This is a genomic window from Micromonospora sp. KC721, assembly GCF_004348355.1.
In the GTDB taxonomy this organism is placed as follows: Bacteria; Actinomycetota; Actinomycetes; order Mycobacteriales; family Micromonosporaceae; genus Micromonospora.
Genome location: NZ_SMJY01000024.1, coordinates 21088 through 46039, shown reverse-complemented (window position 1 = coordinate 46039; position 24952 = coordinate 21088). Strand labels below are relative to the sequence as shown.

General features: G+C 69.7%; 29 protein-coding genes. 3 read left to right on the top strand and 26 right to left on the bottom strand.

Translation table 11 applies throughout. The features are described from left to right. Nucleotides 1–20: 20 nt before the first annotated feature. The 10 genes from E1182_RS07135 to E1182_RS07085 all read right to left on the bottom strand — a co-directional run bounded on the left by E1182_RS07135 (nucleotide 21) and on the right by E1182_RS07085 (nucleotide 13688). The gene (locus E1182_RS07135; protein ID WP_132262197.1) at nucleotides 21–260 is read right to left on the bottom strand and encodes a hypothetical protein; all 240 of its coding nucleotides are present in this window, start codon (nucleotides 258–260) and stop codon (nucleotides 21–23) included. 121 nt (nucleotides 261–381) lie between these two features. Further along, nucleotides 382–687 carry a hypothetical protein gene (locus E1182_RS07130; RefSeq protein WP_132262195.1) on the bottom strand — a complete coding sequence of 102 codons (306 nt, stop codon included), beginning with the start codon at nucleotides 685–687 and terminating at the stop codon, nucleotides 382–384. A 73-nt stretch (nucleotides 688–760) separates the two neighbouring features. Continuing rightward, a complete protein-coding gene (locus E1182_RS07125) occupies nucleotides 761–1294 on the bottom strand; it encodes a hypothetical protein (RefSeq protein ID WP_132262193.1) in 534 nt (177 codons plus the stop codon). Continuing rightward, nucleotides 1291–2373 carry an AAA family ATPase gene (locus E1182_RS07120; protein WP_132262191.1) on the bottom strand — a complete coding sequence of 361 codons (1083 nt, stop codon included), beginning with the start codon at nucleotides 2371–2373 and terminating at the stop codon, nucleotides 1291–1293. The genes E1182_RS07125 and E1182_RS07120 overlap by 4 nt, the downstream gene beginning before the upstream one ends. 1156 nt (nucleotides 2374–3529) lie before the next feature. Beyond that, a complete protein-coding gene (locus tag E1182_RS07115; RefSeq protein WP_132262189.1) occupies nucleotides 3530–3832 on the bottom strand; it encodes a hypothetical protein in 303 nt (100 codons plus the stop codon). A gap of 63 nt (nucleotides 3833–3895) precedes the next feature. Further along, nucleotides 3896–4777 (bottom strand): hypothetical protein, encoded by an 882-nt coding sequence (locus E1182_RS07110; RefSeq protein WP_132262187.1) that lies wholly within the window; start codon nucleotides 4775–4777, stop codon nucleotides 3896–3898. 242 nt (nucleotides 4778–5019) lie between these two features. Continuing rightward, nucleotides 5020–5649 (bottom strand): hypothetical protein, encoded by a 630-nt coding sequence (locus E1182_RS07105; RefSeq protein ID WP_132262185.1) that lies wholly within the window; start codon nucleotides 5647–5649, stop codon nucleotides 5020–5022. Between the two features lie 17 nt (nucleotides 5650–5666). Then, on the bottom strand, nucleotides 5667–6611 hold the full coding sequence (locus E1182_RS07100) for a hypothetical protein (RefSeq protein ID WP_243706076.1): 945 nt from the start codon (nucleotides 6609–6611) through the stop codon (nucleotides 5667–5669). A 121-nt stretch (nucleotides 6612–6732) separates the two neighbouring features. Then, nucleotides 6733–10956, bottom strand: coding sequence for a hypothetical protein (locus E1182_RS07095; RefSeq protein ID WP_165942542.1), 4224 nt, complete (start codon nucleotides 10954–10956; stop codon nucleotides 6733–6735). After that, nucleotides 10956–13688 (bottom strand): hypothetical protein, encoded by a 2733-nt coding sequence (locus E1182_RS07085; protein ID WP_132262178.1) that lies wholly within the window; start codon nucleotides 13686–13688, stop codon nucleotides 10956–10958. Before E1182_RS07085 ends, E1182_RS07095 begins: the two co-directional genes overlap by 1 nt. A 162-nt stretch (nucleotides 13689–13850) precedes the next feature. On the opposite strand from E1182_RS07085, the gene E1182_RS07080 reads away from it, so the two are divergent. The 3 genes from E1182_RS07080 to E1182_RS31600 are packed head-to-tail and all read left to right on the top strand — an operon-like array spanning nucleotide 13851 to nucleotide 15416. Continuing rightward, nucleotides 13851–14702, top strand: coding sequence for an N-acetylmuramoyl-L-alanine amidase (locus E1182_RS07080; protein ID WP_132262176.1), 852 nt, complete (start codon nucleotides 13851–13853; stop codon nucleotides 14700–14702). 10 nt (nucleotides 14703–14712) lie between these two features. Next, the gene (locus E1182_RS07075; protein WP_132262174.1) at nucleotides 14713–15102 is read left to right on the top strand and encodes a hypothetical protein; all 390 of its coding nucleotides are present in this window, start codon (nucleotides 14713–14715) and stop codon (nucleotides 15100–15102) included. Next, complete coding sequence (locus E1182_RS31600) at nucleotides 15099–15416, top strand: hypothetical protein (protein ID WP_207921298.1); 318 nt, start codon at nucleotides 15099–15101, stop codon at nucleotides 15414–15416. Before E1182_RS07075 ends, E1182_RS31600 begins: the two co-directional genes overlap by 4 nt. Nucleotides 15417–15464: 48 nt before the next feature. On the opposite strand, the gene E1182_RS07065 is transcribed toward E1182_RS31600, so the two are convergent. The 16 genes from E1182_RS07065 to E1182_RS06990 all read right to left on the bottom strand — a co-directional run bounded on the left by E1182_RS07065 (nucleotide 15465) and on the right by E1182_RS06990 (nucleotide 24870). Further along, nucleotides 15465–15779, bottom strand: coding sequence for a hypothetical protein (locus E1182_RS07065; protein WP_132262171.1), 315 nt, complete (start codon nucleotides 15777–15779; stop codon nucleotides 15465–15467). Next, the gene (locus E1182_RS07060) at nucleotides 15740–16090 is read right to left on the bottom strand and encodes a hypothetical protein (protein WP_132262168.1); all 351 of its coding nucleotides are present in this window, start codon (nucleotides 16088–16090) and stop codon (nucleotides 15740–15742) included. Before E1182_RS07060 ends, E1182_RS07065 begins: the two co-directional genes overlap by 40 nt. Nucleotides 16091–16101: 11 nt before the next feature. Next, on the bottom strand, nucleotides 16102–16533 hold the full coding sequence (locus tag E1182_RS07055) for a hypothetical protein (protein ID WP_207921297.1): 432 nt from the start codon (nucleotides 16531–16533) through the stop codon (nucleotides 16102–16104). Beyond that, on the bottom strand, nucleotides 16533–16781 hold the full coding sequence (locus tag E1182_RS07050; RefSeq protein ID WP_132262165.1) for a hypothetical protein: 249 nt from the start codon (nucleotides 16779–16781) through the stop codon (nucleotides 16533–16535). The genes E1182_RS07055 and E1182_RS07050 overlap by 1 nt, the downstream gene beginning before the upstream one ends. Before the next feature lie 3 nt (nucleotides 16782–16784). Then, entirely contained in the window at nucleotides 16785–17336 is a 552-nt protein-coding gene (locus tag E1182_RS07045; RefSeq protein ID WP_132262163.1) for a hypothetical protein, read from the bottom strand. After that, entirely contained in the window at nucleotides 17333–18115 is a 783-nt protein-coding gene (locus E1182_RS07040) for a hypothetical protein (protein ID WP_132262160.1), read from the bottom strand. Before E1182_RS07040 ends, E1182_RS07045 begins: the two co-directional genes overlap by 4 nt. 7 nt (nucleotides 18116–18122) lie before the next feature. Next, nucleotides 18123–19064: a PKD domain-containing protein gene (locus tag E1182_RS07035; protein WP_165942541.1), complete on the bottom strand. Its 942-nt coding sequence runs from the start codon at nucleotides 19062–19064 to the stop codon at nucleotides 18123–18125. A gap of 237 nt (nucleotides 19065–19301) precedes the next feature. Beyond that, nucleotides 19302–19886: a hypothetical protein gene (locus E1182_RS07030; protein ID WP_132262155.1), complete on the bottom strand. Its 585-nt coding sequence runs from the start codon at nucleotides 19884–19886 to the stop codon at nucleotides 19302–19304. Nucleotides 19887–19970: 84 nt separating this feature from the next. Beyond that, on the bottom strand, nucleotides 19971–20558 hold the full coding sequence (locus E1182_RS07025; RefSeq protein ID WP_132262153.1) for a hypothetical protein: 588 nt from the start codon (nucleotides 20556–20558) through the stop codon (nucleotides 19971–19973). Between the two features lie 527 nt (nucleotides 20559–21085). Further along, nucleotides 21086–21445 carry a hypothetical protein gene (locus E1182_RS07020; protein WP_132262151.1) on the bottom strand — a complete coding sequence of 120 codons (360 nt, stop codon included), beginning with the start codon at nucleotides 21443–21445 and terminating at the stop codon, nucleotides 21086–21088. An 85-nt stretch (nucleotides 21446–21530) separates the two neighbouring features. Further along, nucleotides 21531–21791, bottom strand: coding sequence for a hypothetical protein (locus E1182_RS07015; protein ID WP_132262149.1), 261 nt, complete (start codon nucleotides 21789–21791; stop codon nucleotides 21531–21533). Nucleotides 21792–21817: 26 nt separating this feature from the next. Beyond that, nucleotides 21818–22195 carry a hypothetical protein gene (locus E1182_RS07010; RefSeq protein WP_132262147.1) on the bottom strand — a complete coding sequence of 126 codons (378 nt, stop codon included), beginning with the start codon at nucleotides 22193–22195 and terminating at the stop codon, nucleotides 21818–21820. Nucleotide 22196: 1 nt separating this feature from the next. Next, nucleotides 22197–22697, bottom strand: coding sequence for a hypothetical protein (locus tag E1182_RS07005; RefSeq protein WP_132262144.1), 501 nt, complete (start codon nucleotides 22695–22697; stop codon nucleotides 22197–22199). Next, nucleotides 22694–23221 carry a hypothetical protein gene (locus E1182_RS07000; RefSeq protein ID WP_132262142.1) on the bottom strand — a complete coding sequence of 176 codons (528 nt, stop codon included), beginning with the start codon at nucleotides 23219–23221 and terminating at the stop codon, nucleotides 22694–22696. Before E1182_RS07000 ends, E1182_RS07005 begins: the two co-directional genes overlap by 4 nt. Nucleotides 23222–23362: 141 nt before the next feature. Further along, a complete protein-coding gene (locus E1182_RS06995; protein ID WP_132262139.1) occupies nucleotides 23363–23749 on the bottom strand; it encodes a hypothetical protein in 387 nt (128 codons plus the stop codon). Between the two features lie 113 nt (nucleotides 23750–23862). Beyond that, a complete protein-coding gene (locus E1182_RS06990; RefSeq protein WP_165942540.1) occupies nucleotides 23863–24870 on the bottom strand; it encodes an N-6 DNA methylase in 1008 nt (335 codons plus the stop codon). Nucleotides 24871–24952: the final 82 nt, after the last annotated feature.

Sequence of the window (24952 nt, the reverse complement as noted above, 5' to 3'; positions counted from 1 at the left end):
AGGCGCGCCCGCCGGCTCGGTCAGCGGTAGCGGTTGAGGGTCAGGGTGTACTCGCGGCCGTCGGTCAGCCGGATCACGACGCCGTTGTGGAGCGTCATGAAGCCCGCGTCGGCCAGCGTCTGGACCTCGCGGACCTCGACCGGCTCGCGGTCGTCGTCGGTCAGCGGCTGCTCGCCGATCGTTTCGGCGGCCTGCTCCAGCGCCAGCTCCTCGGCGGCGACCAGCAGGGCGCGCTCCAGGATCTCCTCGTAGCTCAGCATCTTGCTCACTCCTTCACACAGGGAATGGGGGCGGTGTGTACATAGTCATTGTATGCAGACAGCACTCTTGCGTACAGGTTTTATGTACGATGTGTCCGTGTAGCAGGTCACACAGGATCTGCTATGCCGGCCACCGCTCCCCCAGCCGGCGCGCGTCCAGCTCGGCCGACGCCTCCAGCACCCACGCCGGCGGCGTCGGCCGCCGGTCGGCCGGGCGGGGCCGGTACCGGCCGCCCGGCGCGGTGCGCTCCGCGCCGCACGCCCGGCACCTAGTCGTCAACCACACCAGGCCGCCGCCGTCATGCGTCGACCCGTCGAGCAGCCCTCCGCAGCCGTCACACACGCCCACCGGGCCGGCCTCGGCGGCTGCGGTAAACGCCTTGACGTCGACCACGCCGTCACGCACGAGCCTCGCGTCGATCGCCACCGCTCACTTCCTTGCGGCTCCGATGTGGAGCGGGGCCGGTCGAAGGTCGCCCTTCACCCGGCCCCGCACCCGCTCACTCCTGCGGGCTCGCCGGCAGCGCCAGCAGCTCGGGCAGCGACAGCCGGCCATCCCGGTACGCCGCCGCCACCTCCTCACGGCCGCCCTTCTTGAAGGTCAGCGTCGTCGACGGCGGCGGCGGCTCCGCGACCCGGACGAACTCCAGGATCCGGCCCGTCTCGCCGTCGACCACCGTGCCGTCCGGCTCGACCCGCATCCGGGCGAGCAGCGCCTTCCGCCACCCGGGCCGCACCTGCTCGACCGGCTCCGCGACAACCGTCTGCACCTCAGTCGGGTGCTTCTGCTTGCACCAGTCCAGGAACCCGGCCTCGTCGACCACGAAGCCCGCCTTCGGCTCGGAGAGCGTCACCTGCGCCACCGGCTCGTCGTGGCCCGGCAGCTTCACCTCTATCGTCTTCACGCCGAGCGCGCCGTTCAGCTCGACCAGACGACCATCAGCCTCGGCCCGGGCCGCGTCGTAGACCTTCTTCACTTCGTCCATCAGGGCCTTGAGCACCGCCGCTCGCATCACCGCCTGCTGCACGGTCATCGGCCCGCTCCTGCCGCCTCGGTCTGCCGGCCGTTACCCTGGGCCATTCGCCCGACGTCGCGGGCCTGCTGCGCGCTGGATTCCTCCGAGGCGTCAGGATCGGAAGCCCGTGCCGTCTCGGTCAGCGCGCCGTCGAGCTGCGCGCCCGGGACCTGCGGCGCGTTCCGCGCCGCCGCGATCTCCGCGCCCCGCTCGTTGAAGGCGGGCCGCAGCTTCTGCGTCATGCCGAGGCGCTGCGCCCGCTGCCACAGCACGGCCAGGTCCTCCCGCGAGGCGCACGCCGCGAGCGCCTTCGGCCAGTCCGGGGCCTTCGGCGGCTCGCCGTTCTCCAGCCAGTCGAGCAGCTGGTGGCCCAGCTCCGCGCCCGGCTTGTGGATCACCTGGTCGGCCAGGGCATCGCACCGGCTCTTGGTCACCCGCAGGTAGTGGTCCTGGTCGAGGTCGCCCACCATGTCGAACTCGAACTCCAAGCCGTCGCGCTGGTCGGGCTGCATGCCCAGCTTGGACACCTGCTTCTTGCCGTCGCTGCCCTCGGTGATTTCGTACTTCTGCTTCGACCGCAGGCACACCACGACGTGCCCCGGGAAGCTCATCAGGGCCTCGATGTACGCCCGCTCGATTGGGCGCACGTCCTTCCAGCCGTCCATCGACCTGCCGCCATGGTTGCGGGCGAACAGGTCGACCAGCTCCAGGATGCCGCCCGGCCCGAACCAGTAGTGCGACGCCGAGTCGAGCATGAAGCCGGTGAAGCCGGCCAGCGCCGCCTCATCGATTAGCTCAACGAGCTGCCGCGGGTCGTACTTGACCGGGGAGAACTTCTGGAAGCCGTAGCCGCCGGCCTCCTCGGGCGTCATGTCGCCGACGCCAGGCAGCTCCGGGTTGACCGCGTACTTGTCGGCCGAGTCCCGCTCGGTGTCGACGACCGCGATCCGCTCCAGGCCGTCCCCGATCGTCTTCGAGCCGGTCAGCGTATACAGCAGCTTGAGGCCGGTCAGGGTCTTGCCCGCCCCGCTCGGCCCGGCGAGCGCGACCCGCGCCTTCGCCTTCTTCCGGGTGGCCGGCATGAACCGTGAACTCATCCTTCGTTCCTTTCCACGTGAACGAACCTACATAGACTTTATACGGTCGCGCTGGACGACTGTAGCCGTACACCATGGGGCGACGAAAAAGCGCCCGCGTGGTCCAGGCAGACCAGGCTTCCGACGGCAGCCGGCATGGCGCAGTCGTCGTGCCGGCAGATCACCGGCGTGCCGAACTCGGTGCAGCCGCCCGGCATCCTGTGCCGCCAGTCATCCCCGGCGGCGATCAGCTCGCCGCTGCACGTCTCGCACTGCGCGACGTCGCCTGGCGCGAGGGGCATCCTCATTCTCCGATCACTCTCCTCTCCTGTTCGGGCACAGCCCGCAGGCTTGGGCCGTGCAGCGGGGCCGACCGGTTGCACCCGGGTTGGGCGCATCGGCCGTTGGGCCCCTCGACGTACCGGTGATCGCCGCTCGCGGTACGGCGCCCAACCGGTTCTTGTTCCCTGTATGTCTTGTGTCCGTCTGGCGGACCAACTCGGTCCGCCTCGCGGACTAGAGCTAGTCCGCTCCGCGGACCACTACCAGCCTTCACTGGTCCGCCTCCCGGACCAACAGACCGGGGAGATTCGGACGCGGCTGGTCCGGCACGCGGACCAACCACGCCCAGTTCCGTGAGCCTCCGCAACAGGTCCGGCGGCACCCCCATGCGGTACACCGTCCGGGCCTTCTTGCGCCGGGCGTCCGCAACGGTCGGCCGCTCGCGCCACACCCACTTGTTCTCCGTGCGCTCCTCGCCGTCCTCGCCGTCCTTGCCCTCCAGGACGTTGAGCCACTTCGCGACCGACGACCGCGCGAGCCCGGTCGCCTTCTGCAAGTCGGTCAGGCTTGGCGTGAACTGCGCGGGGATCACCGCTGTGGCCGCGTCGGACCACGTGAGTAGCGTCAGGACGAGCTGTCGGCCGGGAGGGTCGAGCGTGCAGAGCTCGTGCCTCACCGCGCGCTCGACCGTCCACCGGTCCACCATGCAGGCGGCCTCTCTGTGCAGCGCCGCCAGCGCACCGTCGCCCGAGCTGGCGTACGATGCGCGTGCGACCCGTTCTCTGTTCCGGGTTACTCCTCGGCCCCGCCAGATGACCGCCTGGCGGGGTCGACGCGTTTTCCGGCACCCTACACCCGATCTGTACGGTCGCAATCCCTCCGAACATGCTCATTACTAGGCCGCCTCGGTGTCTTCTTCGAGCACGTCCCACGGGTCCCACACGATCTTCCGGCCCGTCTCCTCGGCCCAGGCGTAGATCGTGGCTAGCTTCCACTGTGGGTTGTTGCTGGCACCCCCGTCCTCCTTCGGGAGAATCTGCTTCGACCGCCACTGGTAGGGCGTGTTCTCCTTCACGCCGAACATCCGCACCAGCTCCTTGGGCCCCACCACAACGGGCAGCTCCAGCGGGCCCGGCTTCATCAGGTCGGCCGCGATACGCCGCGTAACCGCTTTGAGTTTCGCCTGGTTCACCTTCACGTTCCCTCTCCTCCCACGGCCTGACGCCATACAACGTCAATGTACGGCACCAGCCGGGGACGATCAGGCCGCCACCTGGGCGACGACGGTGGGACCGCGACGCACCACGTCGCGGGCCATTTCCAGCAGGCGGCATTGTCCGATCAGGTACACCCGACCGTCCGAGAAGATCGAGGCCGGGTCCAGTGGCATTTTGTCCATGACTGGCACGGCGAACTCCTCGGTCAGCGCCAGCGCCACGTTGTCGTGCCGCCATGACGGCACCAGGCCGAACCGCACGCCCGCGCAGGCGAGCCGGACTGCGACACGCCTGCTGGCCATCGCATTGCGCTGCACATTGCCCACCAGCAACACCAGGTCGCACAGCCGCGCCGCGTCAACCTGCGCATCATGCAGCGTCCGATCCAGGTCGACGACCTTCACCTCGGCCGCGATCCGCTCCACCTCGACCGCCGGGTAGTCCGGCGCGTCGACAACCCGCAGCGACGCGACCGGCGTACCGAGCCGATCATCAACGCCGCCGCACCTGACCGCGTCGACCAGCAGCGTGCGCATGCCCTCGTCGGCGGCGACCAGCGCCAGAGCCACCGCCAGGGTGGTCGCCCCGGCGCCACCGTGGCCACCGACCACACCGATCCGCACCTCGGCGGGCCCCCCACTAGCAGCCGCCGTAGCGACGAGGTCCCGGAGGCCATGCGCGGCGCGCGGCAGCGCATAGACGGCCGCGTCCGGGTAATCGGCCTGCCAGGCGTCGATGGCGGCAGCCAGCCGGTCGCCGTACAGCTCAGCCGGCGCGACGACCTCCACCCGCGGGTGTGCCGGCATTCCGGCCATCAACGCCCGACACCGCGCGTCGACTAACACGAGCGGCGAAGTTCGCCACCGGTCGACGGCCGGCTTCCCAACCACAACCTCCAACTCGACGTCCCCGAGGGCATCCAGCACCTCGTCGACGAACTCATGACCCCAGGCCACGAGCAGGGGCTTTCCCATTCATTCCTCCTTTACAAGCAGAGCAAGACGTACATAAACATTGTACACAACGGGGACTAGGGTGTCAATGTTTTATGTACAGCCGGTCGGTCGCTTTGCCCTCTCTGAAGCTCGCCGCTATGCTGGTGTCTCCACGTGAACGCAGCGCAGCCCCGGATTTCGCGATCCGGGGCTGCGCTGTCTTCGTCGGGCCGTCACACGACCGGCAAAAGGTAGTCGACACTCAGCCGCACGGTGTCGTTCGTTGAGATCGACGACGTCGGGTGCATGTCCAGCAGGATCACCTGACCGCTCGTCGACAGCAGCGCAGCACCAGACGTGACCGACGACCGGAACATGAAGTTCTTCGTGATCGACGGCCTGAACGCCCGATTCGACAAGGTCACGATCAAGGTGTCCGTGATGTTGCCCAGCGCGCTCGCCGTGATAGCCGCGCCTGTCCGGGTCAGATTGATGCTCAACTCGATCCGCGAACCGACGATCCGGTACGAGTTACCGGCCGCCGCCCAGCCCGCCTCGTACAACAGGGCCAGCTTGTCAACCACTACCCCCGTGTCGGCCAAGTACGCCGACTGCGGCGGCACCCCCAGGAACCCGACCACGTGGTTGCCGGCCGGCGGCGTCATCAGCACCATCACCCGGGACTTCTTCGGCAATGCTCCCACCAGCGACCCGACCCGCATCGGCACGGTGTCCCCGTCCACCACTACCCGGAAGCCGCTGCCGCTCGCCGCGCCCACCACCGTCGCCGGCCGCAGCCGGCTCGTCAGGCCCATCTGTAACACCCGATCCAGGACCGCCTCGGCGATCGCCTTCACCGGCACCCCCACCAGCGGAGCCCTCACAGCTCACCCCCATCCGTGTTCGGGTACGCCCGCCTCAGCGTGTGCCGCATCTCCCCGCCCGGCACCAGCGGCATCGTCCAACCCGTCTCCAGCCACAGCACCCCGTCCCACCGCACCACGTCGTAGCCGTCGTGCCGCGGATCCGCCGGGGTGCTCAGCTCCACCGACTCGTAAACCGTCTGCTGGATGCCCAGCGTCCGCGCGTACGCCGTCGCCGCCGCCTGCGACGGCAGCTGCGCCTCCACTACCTTCGGCAGCACAAAGCGTCGCCGCGCGATCGAGTGCGGCGCCGACGCCGGCACGTCATACACACCCACGATCGGAGCGGCTCCCGCCCCCGGATCATTGCTAATTACCACGAACCGGTTCGGCGCGGTCAGCAAATCCGACCCGCGCGCCACTGAACCGCGGATCACCCGCTGCGACGCGTCCAAGTCGATCGTCGGTTTCTGGTTGGCCGGCTCGAACGCGCGCATCAGACGCAGCCGACCGGCGTGGTTAAACCACGGCAGGAAGTACCCGCCCTGCCGCGACAGGTCCCGCAGGGCCATCCCCCTGGTGTTGCCCGGCGACCAGGCGCTCACCGACGTCAACTCGGTTGAGTCCACCAGGATCTCACCGATCGGCAGCCCCGCCAGTAGTCGCTGGACCGCCTGGTCCACCAACTGCCCGTTAGCGTCGAACCCCATCTCCAGCTCCTGGTCGACGATGAACATCTCGTCGAACAGGATCAGCGGGGCCGTCGACCCAGCCGACGTCTGCAACTGAGTGGCATCGCCCACCATGTACCTGCCCAGCGGATACGCCCGTGGCCGCCAGCCCCCGATCACCATCGAGATCACCACCCGGTCGGTCAGCGGGTTCAGCCGCTGCGCGTCTGCCACGCCGAGGGTCAACCCCTCCACCCGGCGTGTGATGATCCCCGTCAGGTCATGCGTCAAGCTCGGCGCCGTATCCCGCAGCGGCGTCAACGGGCCCCGCCGGATCTCGGTCCTTCCATCAACCAGGTCGAACCGGTACGACACCGACCTCTGCCCGGCGCCGGCCATCAGGTCAAGCGGGTCAGGCAGCACCGCAGATCCCAACGCCGTCCACCTTCCACGACACGCCGCGCGCGTCGACGAACACTTTTGTGGCCTTCGGCTGCGCCTCGAAGTCCGGCACCACAATCAGCGGTCCGTCGATGTCGCGCCGCACCTCCACCCGCGACACCGTGACGTCATCGCTCACACTGATCTCGAAGTAGCCCGCATGCAGGTCCAACGGCTCCGGGTGGCCCAGGACCGAGGTGCCACCGCTCCACGTCATCCCGTCCAGCGACGTGTAGAACGTCACCCGGCCAAAGCCGCCACCGTTGTCCTGCTCGTAGACAGCCCGGAGCCAGCGCCGCTGGTTGCGCACCATCCCCAACTGGTCGATCGGCACGCAGCTGTAGAACACATCCTTTTCCCACACCTCGAAACATGCGTCCGCGTCCGACCATTGAGCGTTCCAGCCAGACGAACTGAACCGCGGGTTCGTCTTGGAGTAGTGATCCACCCGCACTCTCCACAGGTCGCCGGTGACGCGCAGCTCCACTCGGATGTCGACGTTCGCCATCGGCTCGCGTACTTGGTAACTGTCGAACTCCACCCGAGCCCCGATCGTCCGGTTCCCGGACGTGATGCTGGCTCGCACCCCGGTCATGCCGGCGGCCGGCAGCGTTCCGTCCTTTGCCTGCACCGTCCAGGCCGGCCGGTAGCTGCCCGGCTCGTCCTTCCAGGCCACGGCGCGCACTACCTGGCCGCGGACCTGCAACCGGAACCAGTACCAGGCGCCGGCGACCAGCGGCACCGGATTCATTTGCCAGTCGTGCGCCGTGGTCAGGGTCACGATGGTGCTGAACCCACCCTGGTGCAGCCGCTCCAAAGCGACGCCGAGCGTGCCGTCGGCCCGGAACGCCAAGCGCGCCGCGTAGAGGTTTCCTCCGTCGAGGTAGCGACCGTGCAGGTACGCGTTGATCGGCTGAGTGTCTGGGAGCTTGGTGATCCGCACCCGCGTCAGCACGTCAACGTCCCGCACGGCTGGGCCGGTAACCAGCCGCTTGTCGACCGGCGTCGGCATGATGCCCGCCCCGTCGATGTAGACCCGGTGTGACGCGGATGGCGTCCCCATCAGCCACACGTCGCCGGTGACCTTCGCCGCCCCGGCGGGGGCCGTCGCGGTGTGCGGCAGCCACACCCACGTGTTCGCCGGGACCGCGTTCGCCGGGCTGACGGACGTAGTCAGGTACTGACCGTTCGCGTCGTACCAGTTGATCGACAGGTGGATGTTTCGGGTCACCTCGCACCGAACCCACGCCACCATTCGCCACGTCGCGCCCTCAACCACTCCACTCACGGGCTCGCATTCGACGAACACGTCACTGGCGACGCCGCTCGGGGTCAGCAGCCCCGACGCGTTTCCTTCCTGCCGTTGCGCCGTCGACCGTTCGAACGTTCCACCGTCCGGGGTCCAGCCAGACGTGTCCGTCTCGAAGTACGGGTTCCCGTTCCAGGGCTTGGCCAGTTCGATGACGCCGACGCCGCCGGTCACCGCCACTTCGTCTGATGGGCCCAGCGTCAACACCCACGGCGAGCCTGGCGTATCCGTCGCACCCCACCCGCCCGGGGGCACCTCTCGGGCGAACTGGTCGTCGACGACGAGCGGGTTCCAGGCGACGTCGGCTGGTGTCTGTGCCTCGGCGTGCACGGCCCCGGTGGTGCCCTCCGGGCGAAGGCCCTCGCAGGGCGGCGGTCCCCCGCCGATTGGTGCCGGCGTACCGGTCGCTTCCACCACTGTCACCTGCGCCAGGTGCAGGTGCCCGCGCCTTCGGTTACGGCGCACCGATCCGGACGGCACGAGCAGCGTGGACAGCCACCGGTTGTCGAGTTCGTCGCGCACGCATACGTACGGAACCGTGTCCCAGGCCAGATCGCGCAGGTCGCGAAACCCCTTGTCCAGGGTCTGCGCCGGCACGGCGACGGCGTTGACCAGCAGCGTCCGCGTGAACTCGACACCGCCGCGCTCCAGCGGCCGGAACGCCGCCTGATAGTCCCGGCCGTACATCGACTGGAGCTCGACCTGTCCCGCCTCGGGGAAGCTGAAGTCCTCGCCGCCGCTGCGGTCCCGGTTCGTGACGTACGCCAGGTTCCCGGCAGGGTTGTGGTTGCTGGTCAGGATCAGCACACCGACGTCGACCCGGGTCCCGGTCACGCCGGGCGCGGGGATCGTCGCCGTCACGGGCTCCGACCAGGGGCCGGCGATGCCGATGCGGTGCACCATTCGGATTCGGTACCGCGTCTCGACGCCCACCCGCGCTTCGTAGTCGTCCACCGCTGTGATGTTCGGCGCGGCGACCAGGGCGATTGTCTCCCACTCGTCGGCGTCCATTGTGTCGTCCTGGCGCTGCACCTCGTACGAGCCCCACCCGGCGACGACATCGCTGTTCACCGCGTCCCAGGTCAGCTGGTGGTAGTGGATGCCGGTCGGGACTCCGCCGGATGGCCGGGCGCACTGCTCGTCGACGACGGCTAGCGGCTGCACGGCCGGCTGCACGGTCAGCCCGGTCACATCGTCCATCTCCCGGGCAAGCATCAGCGTCAGATCCGCTGACGGGTCGTCTACGCCGTCGATCCTGGCGAACGCCGTGAACCCGCCGTACGTCGTACCGCTGATGGTGCTCGACGCTGCCCCCCGGTACGGCTCGGCGTCCGCGCCGAGGATTTGCCACGGCACCTCGTCGCCGGCGCTGCTGTCGAACGCCCACCAGGTCACCCCGCCGCCAATGGCCTTCAGCGGCGGGTCCAGCCGCAGGGTGATCTCCTTCCACCCGCCGGCCACCTCCGGCAGAGCGTCGAACTCGTCCACCGTGATGGACGCTCGGGGACCGAGCCTGTTAAGGGGGTCCGCCGGATCGGCCTGGTAAAGCTCCAGCGGGTTTTGCGTGCCGGGCAGGTGCCGGGCGTAGAACCGCACCCAGACGTAGGTGCCGGCCCCGTTGTCGAGGATCCGCTGTACCAGGCCCCCGGACGCGTAGCGGCTGGACATCGTGCCGATCGCTTGCTGGAGATAGGCATGCGACCGGCTGTCGGCGAGGGGCAGCGGCCCGTTCCGGTACATCACGATTGCCGGCAGCTCGTTGACGGTTTCCGCGGTCGGTACGGAGCCCTCGCGGATCGTCTTACGCAGCTGCACCCCGCGCAGACTGGGCAACGGGGCGACGGTCCCGAGCCGGTCGACGGGGATCGGCACGGGAGATGCCACGGACAGCTGCCCGGAGTACGCCTGGCCGACGGTTACCGCGTATCGGACGCCCTCCCGGATGGACACTTCCCACCCGAAGTTCACCATCTGAAGCATCGGGATCTCGTAGTACGGGCCGCTCACCCCGCCAGCGCCGTCGGAGACGTCCAGCCCTCCGCCGCCGGCTCGGTTTTCCACCCCGTAGGTCACCTCTAACGCCAAGTAGTGCAGCTGAAACTGCGTGCCGGCCGGCACCGACCCGGCGACCTGAAGCCGCACGTTGATGTTCATGCCGCCCGGCGCCGCCCATGCCGTCAAGCCCGACGTGGGTGCCATCCCTCCCGCGTACGCGTACGGCATCCGCCACTTCGTCGTCAGCGGGGTCGCCGCCGTGCTCCACCACGGGTTCAGCTCCCCCAGCCGGGACCGGCGTATCTCAGCCACGCTGCTGTGCTGCGTCGGCCCTGTCAGCGTCTCGTCCATCGGCCAGTTGACACCCGCCGACGGCCGCTCCAGCCCGAGGGTTACCGCCGGTGAGAAGTCGGCGAAGGGCCCTGACATCACGTACAGCACCGTCACGTCGAGGATCCGCCGCCGGAGCAGGGCCGCCTGCAGCCTGGGCGAGGACGTCTGGAACCAGAACCGGCAGGCCGCGTTCGGCCCGGTCAGCGTGACGTACTGCGGGTCGGACGGGTTCGCCACCGCGTCCGCCGTCAACGCCGGGGCGCCAACCACCTCCGCGCCGTTCAGCAGCTCGCCTGACGCGCAGGGAATGACCACCGTCCGCACTGGGCCGGTGCCGGCCGCCACCTCCGCCCGGTACAGGTTGACCAGCAGCTCCTTCCGCGTCGGCCGGCCGGGCGGCGGCGACGTCGACCGCAGCCACACCCGATCCACCCTCGTGGACGCTGACCGGAACACGTATCCGACCTCACTGGCGGTGTCCAGCACGAGCGGGTCCTTCACCAGTGGCGCCCACTGCATCCCCAGCACATACGGCCGGTCCGGGTTGTACTCGCCCATCAGATCGTCCTCACCGTCGTGGCCACGGAACGCCGGGCCAACGTCTCCCACACCCCGTCGCCGACCGCGCGACCCGTCCGCCACGCCTCCTGCTCGGTCGGCACGACACCCTCGAACACCACAGAGATCGCCCCGCGGTTGAACACCACCGGCCGGCCGCTGCCGGCCTCGCCGGCAAGCAGCGACAGCAGCCCCGACTCCTCGGCGAGCTGGCGGGCCCGGCGCGGCCGGGTCAGCGGGATAACCACCTCGGCACCGGCCTCACCGACCATGGCCAGCGTCGGCCGGCGCAGGATCGCACCGTTCGCCAGGTGCGGAATCCTCGGCAGGGAGCCAGGCAGCAGCGCGTCGACCCGTGCGATGCCCGCGTTGATCGACCCGATGATGTTGTTCAGCTGCCGCTTGATGGTGCCCGAGATCGCGTCGGCGATGCTGCCCAGCGACGGCACCTTCCGCAGCCCGTCAACGAGCTTCTTGATCAGCCCCGACCCGGCCGACAGGAACCGGCCGGCGTAGCCGGATATCCGGCCGGGGATACCGGCGATGAACGACACGATGCTGTTGAAACCGTTCACCGCCGCTGCTCGTCCGGCGGTCACCGCGCTGGTGAACGTCGACCGCAGCCGGGACGCGAGGCTCGACAGCCCGGAGATCACCCGGCCGGGCAGCGCGACCGCGAAGCCGACCACCGCAGTGACGCCAGCCAGGAACACCTGCCGGCCGAGGTTCCACGCTGCGGCGAACAGGGTGCCCAGCATCGACGGCAGTTTCGCCAGGAACCCAATGATTTGCCCCGGCAGGATCGTGACCGAGTAGAGGATCAGACCGATGCCGACGCCCACGGCCTGCAACGCCATGTTCGCCGCCGCGGTGAACAGGTTCCACAGCATCTGCGGAAGGCTGGACAGGAACGCGCCGATCTTGCCGAGCAGCTCGGCGAACCACGTACCGATCGACTGGAAGAACCCGACCACCGCGTTCCAGGCGGCGGTGAACGCCCCGCCGATGGCGGACCCGACACCGGCCCAATCGATCGCGTTCAGCCAGGCGGCGACCCGGCCCAACCAGTCGGCGACGCCGGACAACGGAGACAGCAGCCACGCCAGCGCGGAGGCGATCGCCGACACCAGCGGGGCGACCGCCTCCGCCGCGAGGAACGCCACCAGCATCGCCACGACCTTGAGCAGCGGCGCGACCAGGGCGACCGCGACGGCCGCCAGCTGCGCCACGAGTTCGATCAGCGGCGTCAGCGCCACGATGATCTCCACCACGGGCGGCAGCAGGGACACCAGCGCCGGGATCAACGGCATCAACGCCTGCACCACCTGGACGATCAGCGGGCCAAGGGCGTCCAGGACGGGGGCGAGCGCGGTGCCGAGAGCCGCGACGATCTCGCCGAGTGGCGGACCGAGCTGCGTGAACAGCTCGGCGAGGAGCCCGGCGATCGGGGCGAGGACCGCGGTGAGCGTCTGCCCGATCTGGAGCAGCACCGGCCCGAGCGCCGTCACGATCGGGCCGAGCAGCGGCCCCAGGGCGGCCAGGGCCTGCGCCAGCGGACCGACCAACATGCTGATGAGCTGGGCGACGACCGGCAGGACCGGAGCGATGGCTACCGCGAGGGACGCGATCACCTGGCCGATCGGGGCCAGCGCCGGGACGAGGGCCTGCAACGCCGGTGCGAGGGCCTGAGCAACAGGCATCAGCGCCGGCACCAGGGTTTCGCCGATGGCACGGAACAGGCCCAGCAGCAGCGGCGACAGGCCCGATGCGACGACCCCCAGCGCCTCGAAGATCCCCGTCAGGGCAGCGCCGCCCTCAGCCGAGGCGAAGAACTCGCGGACTGCGCCGGTGAGCACGACCAGGCTGCCGAGCAGCCCGCCGCTGGCCGACGCGGACGCCGCACTCAGGACCTCGCTGAGGATGCCGCCGACGTTGGCCGCCATCTGCCCCAGCTGCGACAGCACACCCAGCGCAGTCTGGATCGACGCGACGGCCGCCCCGCTCTGCGCCATCGCCGACAGCCACTCGCCGAACTGGGCGGCCGCTCCCCCGGCATCGAGGGACAGCTGCCCGATCGTCGGCAGCGCCACCACGGCCAGGTCGCGGAACCCGGTCAGGAGTGGTTTCAGCGAGACGGTCAGGTTCGCCACTGCCCCCTGCGCGGACATCAGCACACCGCGCAGCACCGACACGGTTGTGCCGTCCCGGGCGAAGGTGAGCGCCTCCCGCGCCGCTCTGCCGTACTCGGCGGCGATGCCGGCCAGGCCCGACCGCAGTGGCCCGGCGAGCACCGAGGCGGTCTGTCTGATTTGGCCGACGATCGGCGCCGCGAACGCGCCCTGCGCCGCGGAGCGGATGCCGTCGAGGGCCGGCTTCACCGCCCGGAACTCGGTGGCCAGCCGCTGCGCCTGGGGAGACAGGTTCTCGATCGCCTTTTGGAAGGCGGCGGCGTCACCGGTCGCCGCTGCCTTGAAGGCGTCGCCGAGTCCGGTGGTGGCCACTCGCAGCGCGCCGATGGCGGCCACACCCACCGCGAGCGCGCCGGGGATGGCGAACGCGGCACCGCCGACCGACGACAGCGCCCCGACGAGGCCGAGCAGTTGGCTGGTCGCGGACGCGGCGACTGTCCCGACTGCGCCGATCTTGAGGGCCTTCGTCAGGCCCCGGCGAAGATCCGGCGCGAACTTCCTGACATCGCCGACAATCTCGATGTACGCACGTCCCAGTGCCACACCCTCAGCGTAAGCCGTTTGATACGGTCACTATCTCTCATTGCGACCGTATAGATTTGGATACGGCGAGCCCTCGCACCAGACACCCCTCGCCCGGCCAGCACCCGCTACCGTAAAGACCTGTCCCCCGACAGTCGATCAACGCTGCCGGGAGGACAACCAGTGCACATCATCAGCCGGGCCGGTTGGGGCGCCCGACCGCCTGAGGGCCGCGACACCACCACCTGGTCGAGGCGGACCCACTTCATGGGCCACTACTCGGCTGCCAGCGCCACCCAGACGCCTCGCCAGATCCAGGACTACCACATGCGGGTCAGGGGCTGGTCCGACGTCGGCTACAACTTCCTCATCAACTCGATCACCGGCGACATCTACGAGGGCCGGGGTTGGCTGACCATCGGCGCGCACTGCGCCGGCCACAACACCGAGGCCATCGGCGTCTGCATCATCGGCTCCGACAAGGCCGGCCGGCAGGACGTCTCCGACGCTGCCCGCCGCGCCTTCAAGTGGCTCTACGAGGAGGCCAACGACCGCAAGGGCAAGCGACTGACCCTGCTGGGCCACCGGGACCGCGGGGCGACCGCCTGCCCCGGCGACGAGATCTACTCGTGGCTCAAGGCGGGCCTGCCCATCGTTGGGCAGCCCCCGAACCCGACGCCGAAGCCGCCGCCCGGCAAGCCCGCTCCGGGTACGCCGATTGCCTTCCCGTTGCCCGCCGGCTGGTACTTCGGTCCGGCGTCTGGCCCGGACTACTCGGTGTCCGGCAAGTACGAGCGCTACTTCCGGGGCCGCACCGACCGGGCCTGGCTCAAGGAGTGGGCCACCCAGCTCGCCCGCCGGGGCTGGTCGATCGGCAAGGGCAAGCGGTGGCTCGGCCGGTACGGCAACGACGGCATCTACGGCCCGGAGTACGCCGCGCTGGCCGTTGCCTTCCAGGGCGACCAGGGCCTCCGCGAGGACGGGCTGATCGGCGTCAACACCTGGAATGCCGCCTTCCGGAACCCGCTCACCTGAGGGAGCTTCGGTGAAGCCCGAGTTGATCGTCGCGCTGCTCGGCGGCGGGTCGATCGCGGGCGCCATCATCGACCGTCTCGTGACGTGGCTGCTCGGCCGGCGCAAGGAGCGCATCACGCTGGCCGACCAGTCCACGCAGATGGCCGAGCGTCTGCTGGTCCGCATGGACGCTCAGCTGGCCGGGGCAGAAACCAAGCTCCAGCTCGCCGAGACGCAGATGGCGGCCGCGAACCTCACCATCGCCCAGCTCCGGGAGGAGCTGGCCCGCACCAAGGGCGAGGTCGCCCAGCTGCGGGCCGAGCTACGCATCCGTGAAGCCGTCGCCGCTGAGCGTGACCGATTGCTGGTCGAGAACGCCCAGCTCAAAGCCAAGGTCATCCAACTTGGAGGGGATCCATGACCGAAACCACCCAGACCCGCCACCCGTGGCGGGCCACCGTCCGCACCACCTTCGCCGCCGTGGTGGCGCTGCTGTCGCTGCTGCCGGTCGTCGCCGTAACCGCCGGCATCGACACCGTGCCCGCCGTCGCGCAGATCATCGGCGTGGCCGCCGCCGTGACCCGGATCCTCGCCCTGCCCAGCGTGGACAACTTCCTCAAGCAGTTCCTGCCATGGCTGGCCAGCGCGCCGGCCGGCGAGGAGCTGCCGGCACTGACGCAGCGGACCGAGCTGCCGCCGCCGCGCACCACCTTCCGGGACAGCGACTTCCGCTGACCCCCGGGTACGACGGAGGGCGACCCCGCTCGGGATCGCCCTCCGCTGCTATCCGCGGCCGGCGCGCTGCATCCCGCCCAGCGCCCGGGCGAACGACTCGTCCGTCTCCTCGTCGGACCACTCGGCGCGGCCTTCCAGCTCCTCGCCGGACGGCAGCGCCTCCAGTGCCTGCCGGAACCGGGTGACGTCCTTCTCCGTGCCGCCCTCCACCCACCAGGCGTAGATCACGTCCAGCAGCGATGGCAGCGGCAGGTCCAGCGGTTCCCGGCCGGTCCGCAGCAGCATCGTCCCGTGGAACTCGGGCCAGCGCTTGACCGCCAGGGTCAGGAGTCGCTGCCCGACCCAGTAGGGCGGCCGGACCACTCCTCACACACATACTCGAAGATCGCCATTGCGTCGGAGAAGTCGAACTCGTCCCCGGTGTCCAGCAGCCGCTTCCGGAAGACCCGCAGGCTGCCCGGGTCCAGGACCTGCTCGAAGAAGTCGAGCACCGCCGCTACCTGGTCCGCCTCCGTGCGGCTCGACGAGGCCGCCGCCATCAGGTACGCCAACTGCGCGTCCTTCGGCGCCCGACAGACCATTTTCACCTTGTCCAGCTTGAACTTGACGTCCGGCAGCTTCTTGCCGTCGCTCGTCGCCTCCGCCGTCTTGGCGCTGGTCGTGAACTCCCTCATCGCTTCCTCCCCTACGAGCGGACGAGTCGGAACCCCGCCGACGCCGCTACCTCTTCCATCGCCTCACGCAGCCACGGCTGCGCCCGCGTGCCCGGGTGGTTCACCAGCGTCGTGAACACCACCTGGCCGCCCGTCTCGAACCGCAGCACGCCGCCCGGCCGCCGGGGCCGGATGACGTGCGCACCCGTGCCGTCATGCACGGCCGCGGCGTACTCGACGTCGTTCACCACGAACCCGTACACCTGGCCGCGGCGCACCCCGACCTCTTCGCGGTGCGCCGACCGGAGCCGGCCGGTGTCCACCGGGCACTTGAGCACCGCCCGGGTTCGCACCTGCCGGGCCACCGACCGGACGAACCGCAGCACCGGCCCGACCGGGCCGGTGAGTAGCTTCCGCATCTCGCCGGCGAACAGGTCGACCCGCGCGTTAACCCGGACCGCCATCAGCGCCGCCGGCTACGTTTCTCCGGCGGCGGCTCCTCGCCATCGACGTCGCCGGCCACCGCGGTGGCCGGCTCGGCGGCCGCCGTCTCCGGCTGGTCGACGTCGCCGCCGTCCAAGACCTCGTACCGGCCGGCGTCGACCAGCGTCGCCAGCCGCGGCGTCCACTCCACGCCGTGCCGCACCTCGCCGTCGGTGACGCCCGGCATCGCCGCCAACGCCCGCACCGTCACCAGCTGGCCGTCCCGCATCGCTCACGCCTCCTCGTCCGCACACACGCACACGTTGGTCATCACCGCGACCAGGACCTCCTGGCCGACACAACCCCCGGACGGGCCGACGCTGGACTGCTCACCGATCCACACCGACTCGACCGTCTCGGCCTTCGGCAGGTCGCACAGCACCTTCCGGCGGATCCGGCCGGCGTCGTCGGCCAGTTCCGCCGCCGATCGCTCGAGTTCGGCGGCGCTCGGCGGGTTCCCGCCGTCGTCGAACGTCGGCGCGCACCGAGCGGAGCCGGCACCCAGCTCCACCGCCCAGAACGCGCCCAGGTCGGCGCCATCGTCGAGCGGCGTGCCCCGCCCATTCGGGAACTCCTCAGCCAGCACCGGGTACGTCCGCACGATGCGCACCCACGCCTGCCCGTCGCAGCACGAGTCGATCGCCACATCCCGGCCGGGCACCACGGCGCACACCGCGGGCGTGCCGCCGAGCGCGCCGGTCAGCGCCCTCTCGACGAGTTCGCGCAGCGTCACCGCGACTGGCCAGGCCACGTCGTCGACGACGGTCAGCTCCGGGTGTGTCATGACGTCCTCTTCCTGCCCCGGTCCAGGTCCGGGGACCACACCACCGAGTCACGGGGCAGCCGGTTCGGGTTCACCACCCGCAGCCACTGGTCGACCTCCGGCAGGCCCGTCATGCCGTCCTTGGCAAGCTGCGCCGGGTCGATGAACGTCGCCTGCACACCCTGCCGCGCGAGCGACTGCACCCGGCGGGGCAGCCGGCACGCGCTGTCACCCGTGAGGGCTTTCGCCACCTCGCAGGCGTACTGACCGGCGGCGATCTGCCCCCCGAGCGGCACCTGCACGCCCCGCCGGTACGTGATCGCCCACGTGCCCGGCTGGTTGTCGGAGAGCGTGAGGTCCTGCGTCCACGGCCAGCAGTCCCCGTCGACGCGCACCAGCCACCGCCGGTCCTGCACCACGTACGCGTCGGCCGGCACCACCACTCCGTCGACCAGTACCTGGGTGACGTCGTGGACCGGGCCGGCCAGCGACACCTCACACGCTGCCGGCACGCATCCACAGTTGCCGTACCAGGCGCAGCCGCACCAGGTGATCGCCAGGCTGCCGTACGGCAGGGTCAGCCACGGCTCCCACCGCAACCAGGCGTCCTGGTCGCGACGGCGACACGGCCGCACCCTCGTCGAACACAGGCCGAACCGGCGGCCGGACAGCGCCCACAGCACCTCGACGGCGAGGTGCGTGGCCGCCATCCTGACCGCCTCGTCGATCGTGTCCCAGCCCTTGCAGGCCGCCGTGTTCAACGGCCAGTTGCACGGGCCGGTCCGCGCCGGCTGCGTCATCGCCGCCTCAGACTGGCGTCGCGACGAACGACTTGAAGCGCTGCGCGCCCGTCGCCGAGTGCGTCACCGTGATGAGGTACGTCCCGGCGGTCGCGTACTGGTGGTTCACCTTCGCCGCCACCGCCGGGCCGGCGGTCGACGCCCCGTCGCCCCAATCCACCGTGTAGGTGCCGTTCGGCGCGGCCGGCACGTACGTCGCGGTGAACTCCGCGGTCATGTTCGTCGCGTCGGTGGCCAGCTTCGCCACGGTGCCGTCCGGCGGCCGCGGGGTCACCCCGCACGTCGGCGCCGGCGGCGGCAGCCGCGTCCAGTCCATGTGGAGCAGGTCGGCATCGCCCATCGGATCTTCCAGCGGCGCGACGCCGGTCGACCGCAGGTAGACGTCGTACGGGCCGACGCCCCACCCCGGGTTCTCGATCGCCTTGCCGGTCAGCGTGAAGTTCGCCGCCCCGTTCTCGATCGTGAAGTCCCCGATCATCCCGTCGATGATCTGCGGCAGCAGGAAGTACCCGAACCGGGGCCGCTGCACCGACCCGGGCGGGCACTTCTTGAGCTGGGTGCCCGACCACAGCTCCAGGGCCACCGCCGAGTCGAGGTTGAGCCGGCTCGTGATGCGCAGGCCGGACGCGTTGCCGTCCTCGTCAAGCACCACCGGCATACCGGTGAACAGCGTGTACAGCTCCGGGTCGACCCGCCCGCAGGTGACCGTCACGTTGTACAGCTTGATCCGGCGGCGGGCCGGCTCGTACACCAGCGGATCGCCGTTGGCGTCCTTCTGCTCGATCTCCTCGCCCTCGTCGACCTCACCGGCGTACTCGACGCTGATGAAGCCCTTCGACGTGACGTGGATTGGCCAACCTCCGGCGCCCAGCACCGGGTCGCCGCACACCCCGAGCTTCGTGGCCCGGACCATCTTCCCCTTCACGGGGGTGTCGCACACCGCGGACATCGGCACATCCTCGACAGGAGAGTCCCATGCCCGGCCCGCAGCCAGCGGCGAATACCCCGCCAGCGTAGCCGAGAGTGCGCCGGCCCCAGGGGACACAGCGCCCCTCTCGGCCTCGTCTGCGGGCGGCGCCTGCACGGCAAAATGCATGCCGAGCATGATCCTGACGGTTTGATCCGGCCCCACCTGGACGGCTTCAACCGTCCCGGCCCGCCTCTACATTCGGGAAGGGGTTTGGCTTCAGCGTGGATGCAGCAGGGCGGGCGGGGGCCACATGCGCAGGCGTGCGGTTGTGACGGAGGTATCCGTTCCGGTGACCATGATCAACGACGCACCAATTCGCCCACCGCAGGCGACGAGGTGCTGCCCTGTGGTCAAGTCGGGGAAGGTGAGGTAGATCCAGTCGCTGGATTCGCCGTCGACGAGCATGGCGCGGGTGCCGGCGGGCTCGTGCGGAAGGTCGACTTCGAGGCGCTCGAAGAACTCGGGTGGAGGATGTCCAGCGCCCCAGGGACGCGCGTCCAGCCGTCCGAGTTGCCCAAGCTGGTAGTTGGTAAGGCTTTGACGTAGCCGGGTGCCGAGTGAGGTGCCGTCGGTGTCGTCCCTTCCCGTGGTGACCTCGATGCTGGTGTCATCGTCCAACTCGTGGACGAGCCGCACCTCGGCGTATCGGAGATCACCTTGGTCGCCAGCGGTCTCCCAGCTGCGGCCCACGAGGCGACTGCGGTAGAGCGGAGCCTCCAGCGTGGCGAACCTGACCCCGAGCCAGCGGTAGATCTCCTCGAGCGTCGGCTGTGTCAGCCAACCCCGATCGTGCTGGTCCAACTGTCCATGTACGCGCATGCTGGAGGCTCCCTCGATCTCTACTTGACGCCATCTACCGCTGAGGCATCTCCCTCAGCGCGATCGTTACAGATAGGCGCTGGCCTCAGGTCCATGGGAGTAGCAGATGGTGCCGTTGGACAGGGTAGCGATGCTACCCGGCAGGACATCGGCGTAGGCCCAGCCGGGGCCGCTTGAGGTGAAGGGGTGGGTCTTCACCCAGAAGTGCGTTGGCGTGGACGGATCATCCCAGGGCTTGGTGCTCGCACCGTAGTTGTCGACGACGCCGACGCGCCACCTCGTGAAAATCGCCCCCGGCCAGTTCGCGTGGATGGAGTAGCCGGTGTAGATGGAGGAGTAGTGCTTCTTCGTGTCCACGGCGGTGAAGTACACCCATGACTTTCCGCATTCACCGGCGACCTCGTTTTGGGTAGTGATCTCCCCCTTCTTTACGGCGTACTCGACACCGTTGGAGTCGAGGCGAACTTCGTAGCCGTTCGCCTCGGCGATCTCGTTGTCCACGCCGATTCGCTTCATGGGCGAGACGATGTAGGTGCCCGCCGGGTCGGGCTGCGGGGTGGGCTTCGCCGCGTGAGCGGCGGCTGGCGACAGGCCGGCTGCGATCCCCAGGGCACCGATCGCCACGACGGCGCGTAAACTTGCTCTGAAACGCATAGGTCCTCCTTCTGGACGGAGCTGGACTTGCGGCGGAAATCAGTGGCTGCGGTGCCGAATCACCGCAGCCACTGCCATTTCCGTGCACGTCGTTCCTATCAGACCATCGATCAGGCCCGCTTCAGCCAGAGTGGATATCCCGGCGATCCGGCGTGCGGCCGCGACGATGAAGATCACTCACCGTGAGCGGCAAGGCCGTCCGACCTTGCCCGTCCGCAACCCTCCGGTCACGCTATGCGATCAAGCGAACCCCCTCACCGGAAGCCTGTGATCTGAGTCACGGCCTTTCGATGGTCGTCCTTCGCGTTTCTGAGCGATAGGCAGCTGCACGCGATCGGGGTAGCCGCGCTGCCCACGGCTGCCTCGGCGGATCCCACGCTGCGCAGCCGGGCCAGAAAGCTTGGAGCCAGAGGTCTGGCGCCTACCCCAACCAGGATCGATGCCATCGCTAAATGACCTTCTCGCGATCGTGCTGGCGAGCGACACGGACGACGGCGGAATCTTGAGCCGTCGGGGTGAGGTGGGAGTCAGCCGAGCACAAGATCCCGGATCAACGCCTCGATGCGGGGCGCGTCGGCGTGCGGCACCCGGAACGCGATCGTCGTCGCGCCGGCCACCACCGCGACCGCGGTGTGCAGCCCGTCCCGCTGCGCGGCCACCGACTGGACGGCCTTCATGGCGAGCATCTGCCGGCTGCGCTCCTTGAACCGGGGCCGCAATGCCGGCACGAGCAGTGCCAACCCGACCGTGTAGACCGCGAGGATCACCAGCAGGACGTTGGCCACCATCGTGCGGCCGGGCTGGCTCCACTCGATCCGGTCCGGCCAGATCGCGACCCGCGCGTTCCGCCCGGCGACGTGGCTCTCGAACCGCGCCAACGGCTCCATGCCTTCCCTCCACAGTGAACAGGGCCGCACCCAACGTGAGTGCGGCCCCGATCCTAGAACGGCCGGCAGGGTGCCGGCGGCCCCGTCACAGCTTGCGGCCGTCGATCACCTCCAGGTCCATGCTCAGCTCAGCGGCCTTTGCCCTCAGCTCCGGCTCTACCTCGTCGAAGGCAGGGCCATCGAGCACGTAGGCGCTGCGGTTGTCGCCCTTCACCGTTGTCACCATCACCGCCCGGTCGACGTCGAGGACCACACCGGACCGCATGCAGGTGATCGCCCGCATCACGCCGTGCCGCAGGATTTCGCGGTTGACGAACCGCTCTCGCTCCTCGTCGGTGTCGGCCATCAGCGCCCGAAGGATGTCGTTCGACATCAGTGCCTCCCGGTAGGGGTCAGCCACGGGCCCGCAGGCCCGGCGCGGCGAGCGCGGCAGCCGACGCACAGCGGCTGCTCGCACATACCCACGGTTACGTCGATGTGCTGCGGCGTCAACGCCTGGCAGCCGGCGCACCGCAGCTGGAGCGTCCGGGGCAGCTTCATCCCCAGCAGCAGCATGTCGCGGGGCACCAGGGTCTCCCTCGGCGTGCCGCCACCGATCGGGATGATGACCAGGTTGACGCACGGCGGGAAGTCCCGCACCATCTGGGCGTCCGCGATCTCGACCAGCCGCCCGAACAGCAGCACCTGGTCCCGGCGTTGCAACTCGTCGACCCGGATCGGCTGCCCGTGTGGCTTCGTCGGCCCCCTCATGTCACCTTTCCTCTCGCGCGAGCCAGCACCAGCGGGCCTCGACGTCCACCACCAGTTGCGGCGTCAGGCCGGTCCATACGCCGTCCGGCAGCGTCGCCAGGTGGTGCCACCGGCCGTGGTGCGCCGCCCAGACGTGCAGCGTCTCCATCTGGTGCTCCCACAGGTACGCCCAGCACTCGTCGTCAAACCGCTCGTCGTTACGCATCAGCCCGACGACCGCCCGGCCGCACATCGAGTCGTGCAGGCCGCGGCCAACGCCGGCCACGTACCGCCAGCGCATCCGCCCCACGTCGACGACGTCCGCCGGCCACTCGGTGGCCGCCAGTACCGACCAGTCCCGGCGCAGCAGCGCCGTCACCATCCGCTCCGTGTCCCGCTGGAACCGGCCGTCCCACATCGCCCGCAGCTGCGGGAGCGTCCAGGTCGGCTGGCCCTCCAACTCGACGGGCCGCGCCCGGTACCAGCCGGCCCCCGGGGCGAACCTGCCCACCAACGCCCTCATCGCGCTCCCTCCTTGACGTGCTCGCGCACGGCCTCCATGTACTTGCGGCGGTCGGACGCCCGCCACTGCGTCGAATAGCCCGCCTTCTGCACCGTCAGCACCTCGTCGAGCGGCAGGGTCGGCAGCTCGTGCACCGACCAGGACGCCCACGGCTGCCACCGCTTCGGCCCGACCTCGGGAAACACCCCGAGGTAGACCTGCAGCCGGTTACCGCCGAACAGGTACGCCCACTCCCGGTCGCCGGCGTTGGCCGTGGCGAGGTGCCCGGCCTCCGGCTCCGGGCCGCCGTGACTGAGCACGCCGACGAGGTGCCCGGCGGTGCCGGTGCCTGGCACGGCGTACAGCCGCGACCAGTCGGAGCGCAGCAGCTCGTCGACGGCCGCCCGCACGTCGTGCCCCATCAGGTCGTGCACCAGCACGGACAGGGCGGGCACGATCATCGTCGGGCAGGCGTCGTGCTGGACGTGCCTCGCCCGGTAGAACCCGCCGGCACCCTCGGTGCCGATGAGCGCTCTCAGACCCACGTTGACCTCCACGTGAACTTGGGTCGAACCGATACCTTGCTCTGTCCGGCCGCAATCGTCAATAGCGGCCGTACAACGAGAGTCCATCTAGGAGCTCCGCACCGGGGCCGGGCGTCCCGCCCAGCCCCGTCTACGCAGCCACTAGCCGCGGTCGGGCAGCGTCACCACTCCGATCCACTCGGGCAGGCCGTCACCCGCGCGGAAGACCTGCACGGACCGGCCGGCGACGTTGAAGCCGTTGTCCAGCAACGTCTCCACCGCCCGGCGAACCAGTTCCACGCCGCCATGCCCGCGCAGCTCGATGTACGCCTGGACGCGCTCCGGCTCCCCCACCGATTCCTCGTGGGTCGGCCGCGCGTCACACTCGTCGCCTGGCTCGTCTCCGTGCAGGCAACCCGGCCCGTGTAGGTCCGGGTCCCCGATGTGATTCCCGCAGTGGATGCAGCGATCCTCATCGTCGTAGCAGCTGCCGTACGGCTTGCACTCCACGACAGCCCGCCTGCCGGCCTGAATCGTGCGCTTGCCCATGTTGACCTCCACGTGAACTGGGCTTTGTGTACATAAACATTGTATGTGGCTGAGCCTTGAGCGTACAGTTTTTATGTACACACAGGCTGTGTAGCAGGTCACACAACCGCAGGTCAGAACAGTCGGCCCTGCCGGTACGCCGCCTCGGCGTCGAACGTCGATGAGGCCGGCGGCACAGGTGGCGGCGGGGGCGGCGGCTTCGGCTTCGCCTTGCGCATGTGCCGCTCCAACGCGCTCTCCGGCGTCGGCAGGTCCAGCAGGTGCCGCACGGCCGCGATCTGCCGGGCCATCCGCCACGCCCGCCACACCTCGTCGATCGCGATCTGCCGGTGCTCCAGGGCCTCGTGCATCCACTGGTCCAGCAGCCCGTCGCCGCAGCCGACGACCACCCGCCAGCCCAGCCCCCACAGGTGCAGGTTGACCGCGCACAGGGCCGCCGCCAGCGGGTCGATGTCGTTCGCCCACCACTCGCACGTGGTCGGGTCGCGCCCAGCCTCCCGCATTCCCATCGCTGCACCGAGCAGCATCGTGCCCGTGCCGGCGCACGGTTCCAGGATCCGCGCGCCCTCTTCCGGCGCCGCCATCCGGCCGATCATTGCGGTCAGGTCCACTGGCGTCAGGAACTGGCCGATGCCCTTCCGCCCACCATGGCTCTTCATCGTCTGGAGCAGCATGCCCAGCAAGTCCATCTCGCCCCAGGCATCCGGACCGCACCGCGCGAACAGGCCCTTGCGCAACGCCGCTTGGCCGACCGCCTGCACCGCCCGGAGCACCGTGTCGTCCTGATCCTCATCGGTCCACGACCACAGGTGCTTCGTCCGCGGGTTCAGGTCCGGCCGCAGTACCGCGAATTCGCACCACAGCCGCTGCATCAGCAGCCCGAACCCCTCGTGGTCGAGGCGCTCGATTGTCTCGCCCAGCGCGGCGAGCTGGTCGACGTTCTCGGCTTCCCGGGCGACCAACGCCAGGGCGGCCACCACCGACATCGGCACCTCGACCCGCGAGCCGCCGTACCGGCTGTGCCACGCAAGGTCGACCGCCTCTGCGATCACCCGCGCGTGCTCCCTCGGGCCGCCGGGCCACACGGCGTTCGCGCGCCGCGCCCCCGTCGTTGTCGTCATCTGTCCTCCACGTGAACTGCCGCCGGCCTCCCGCCGGCGGGAATGGCAGCGCCCCCGCAGCCGTGCGGCTGCGGGGGCGCTC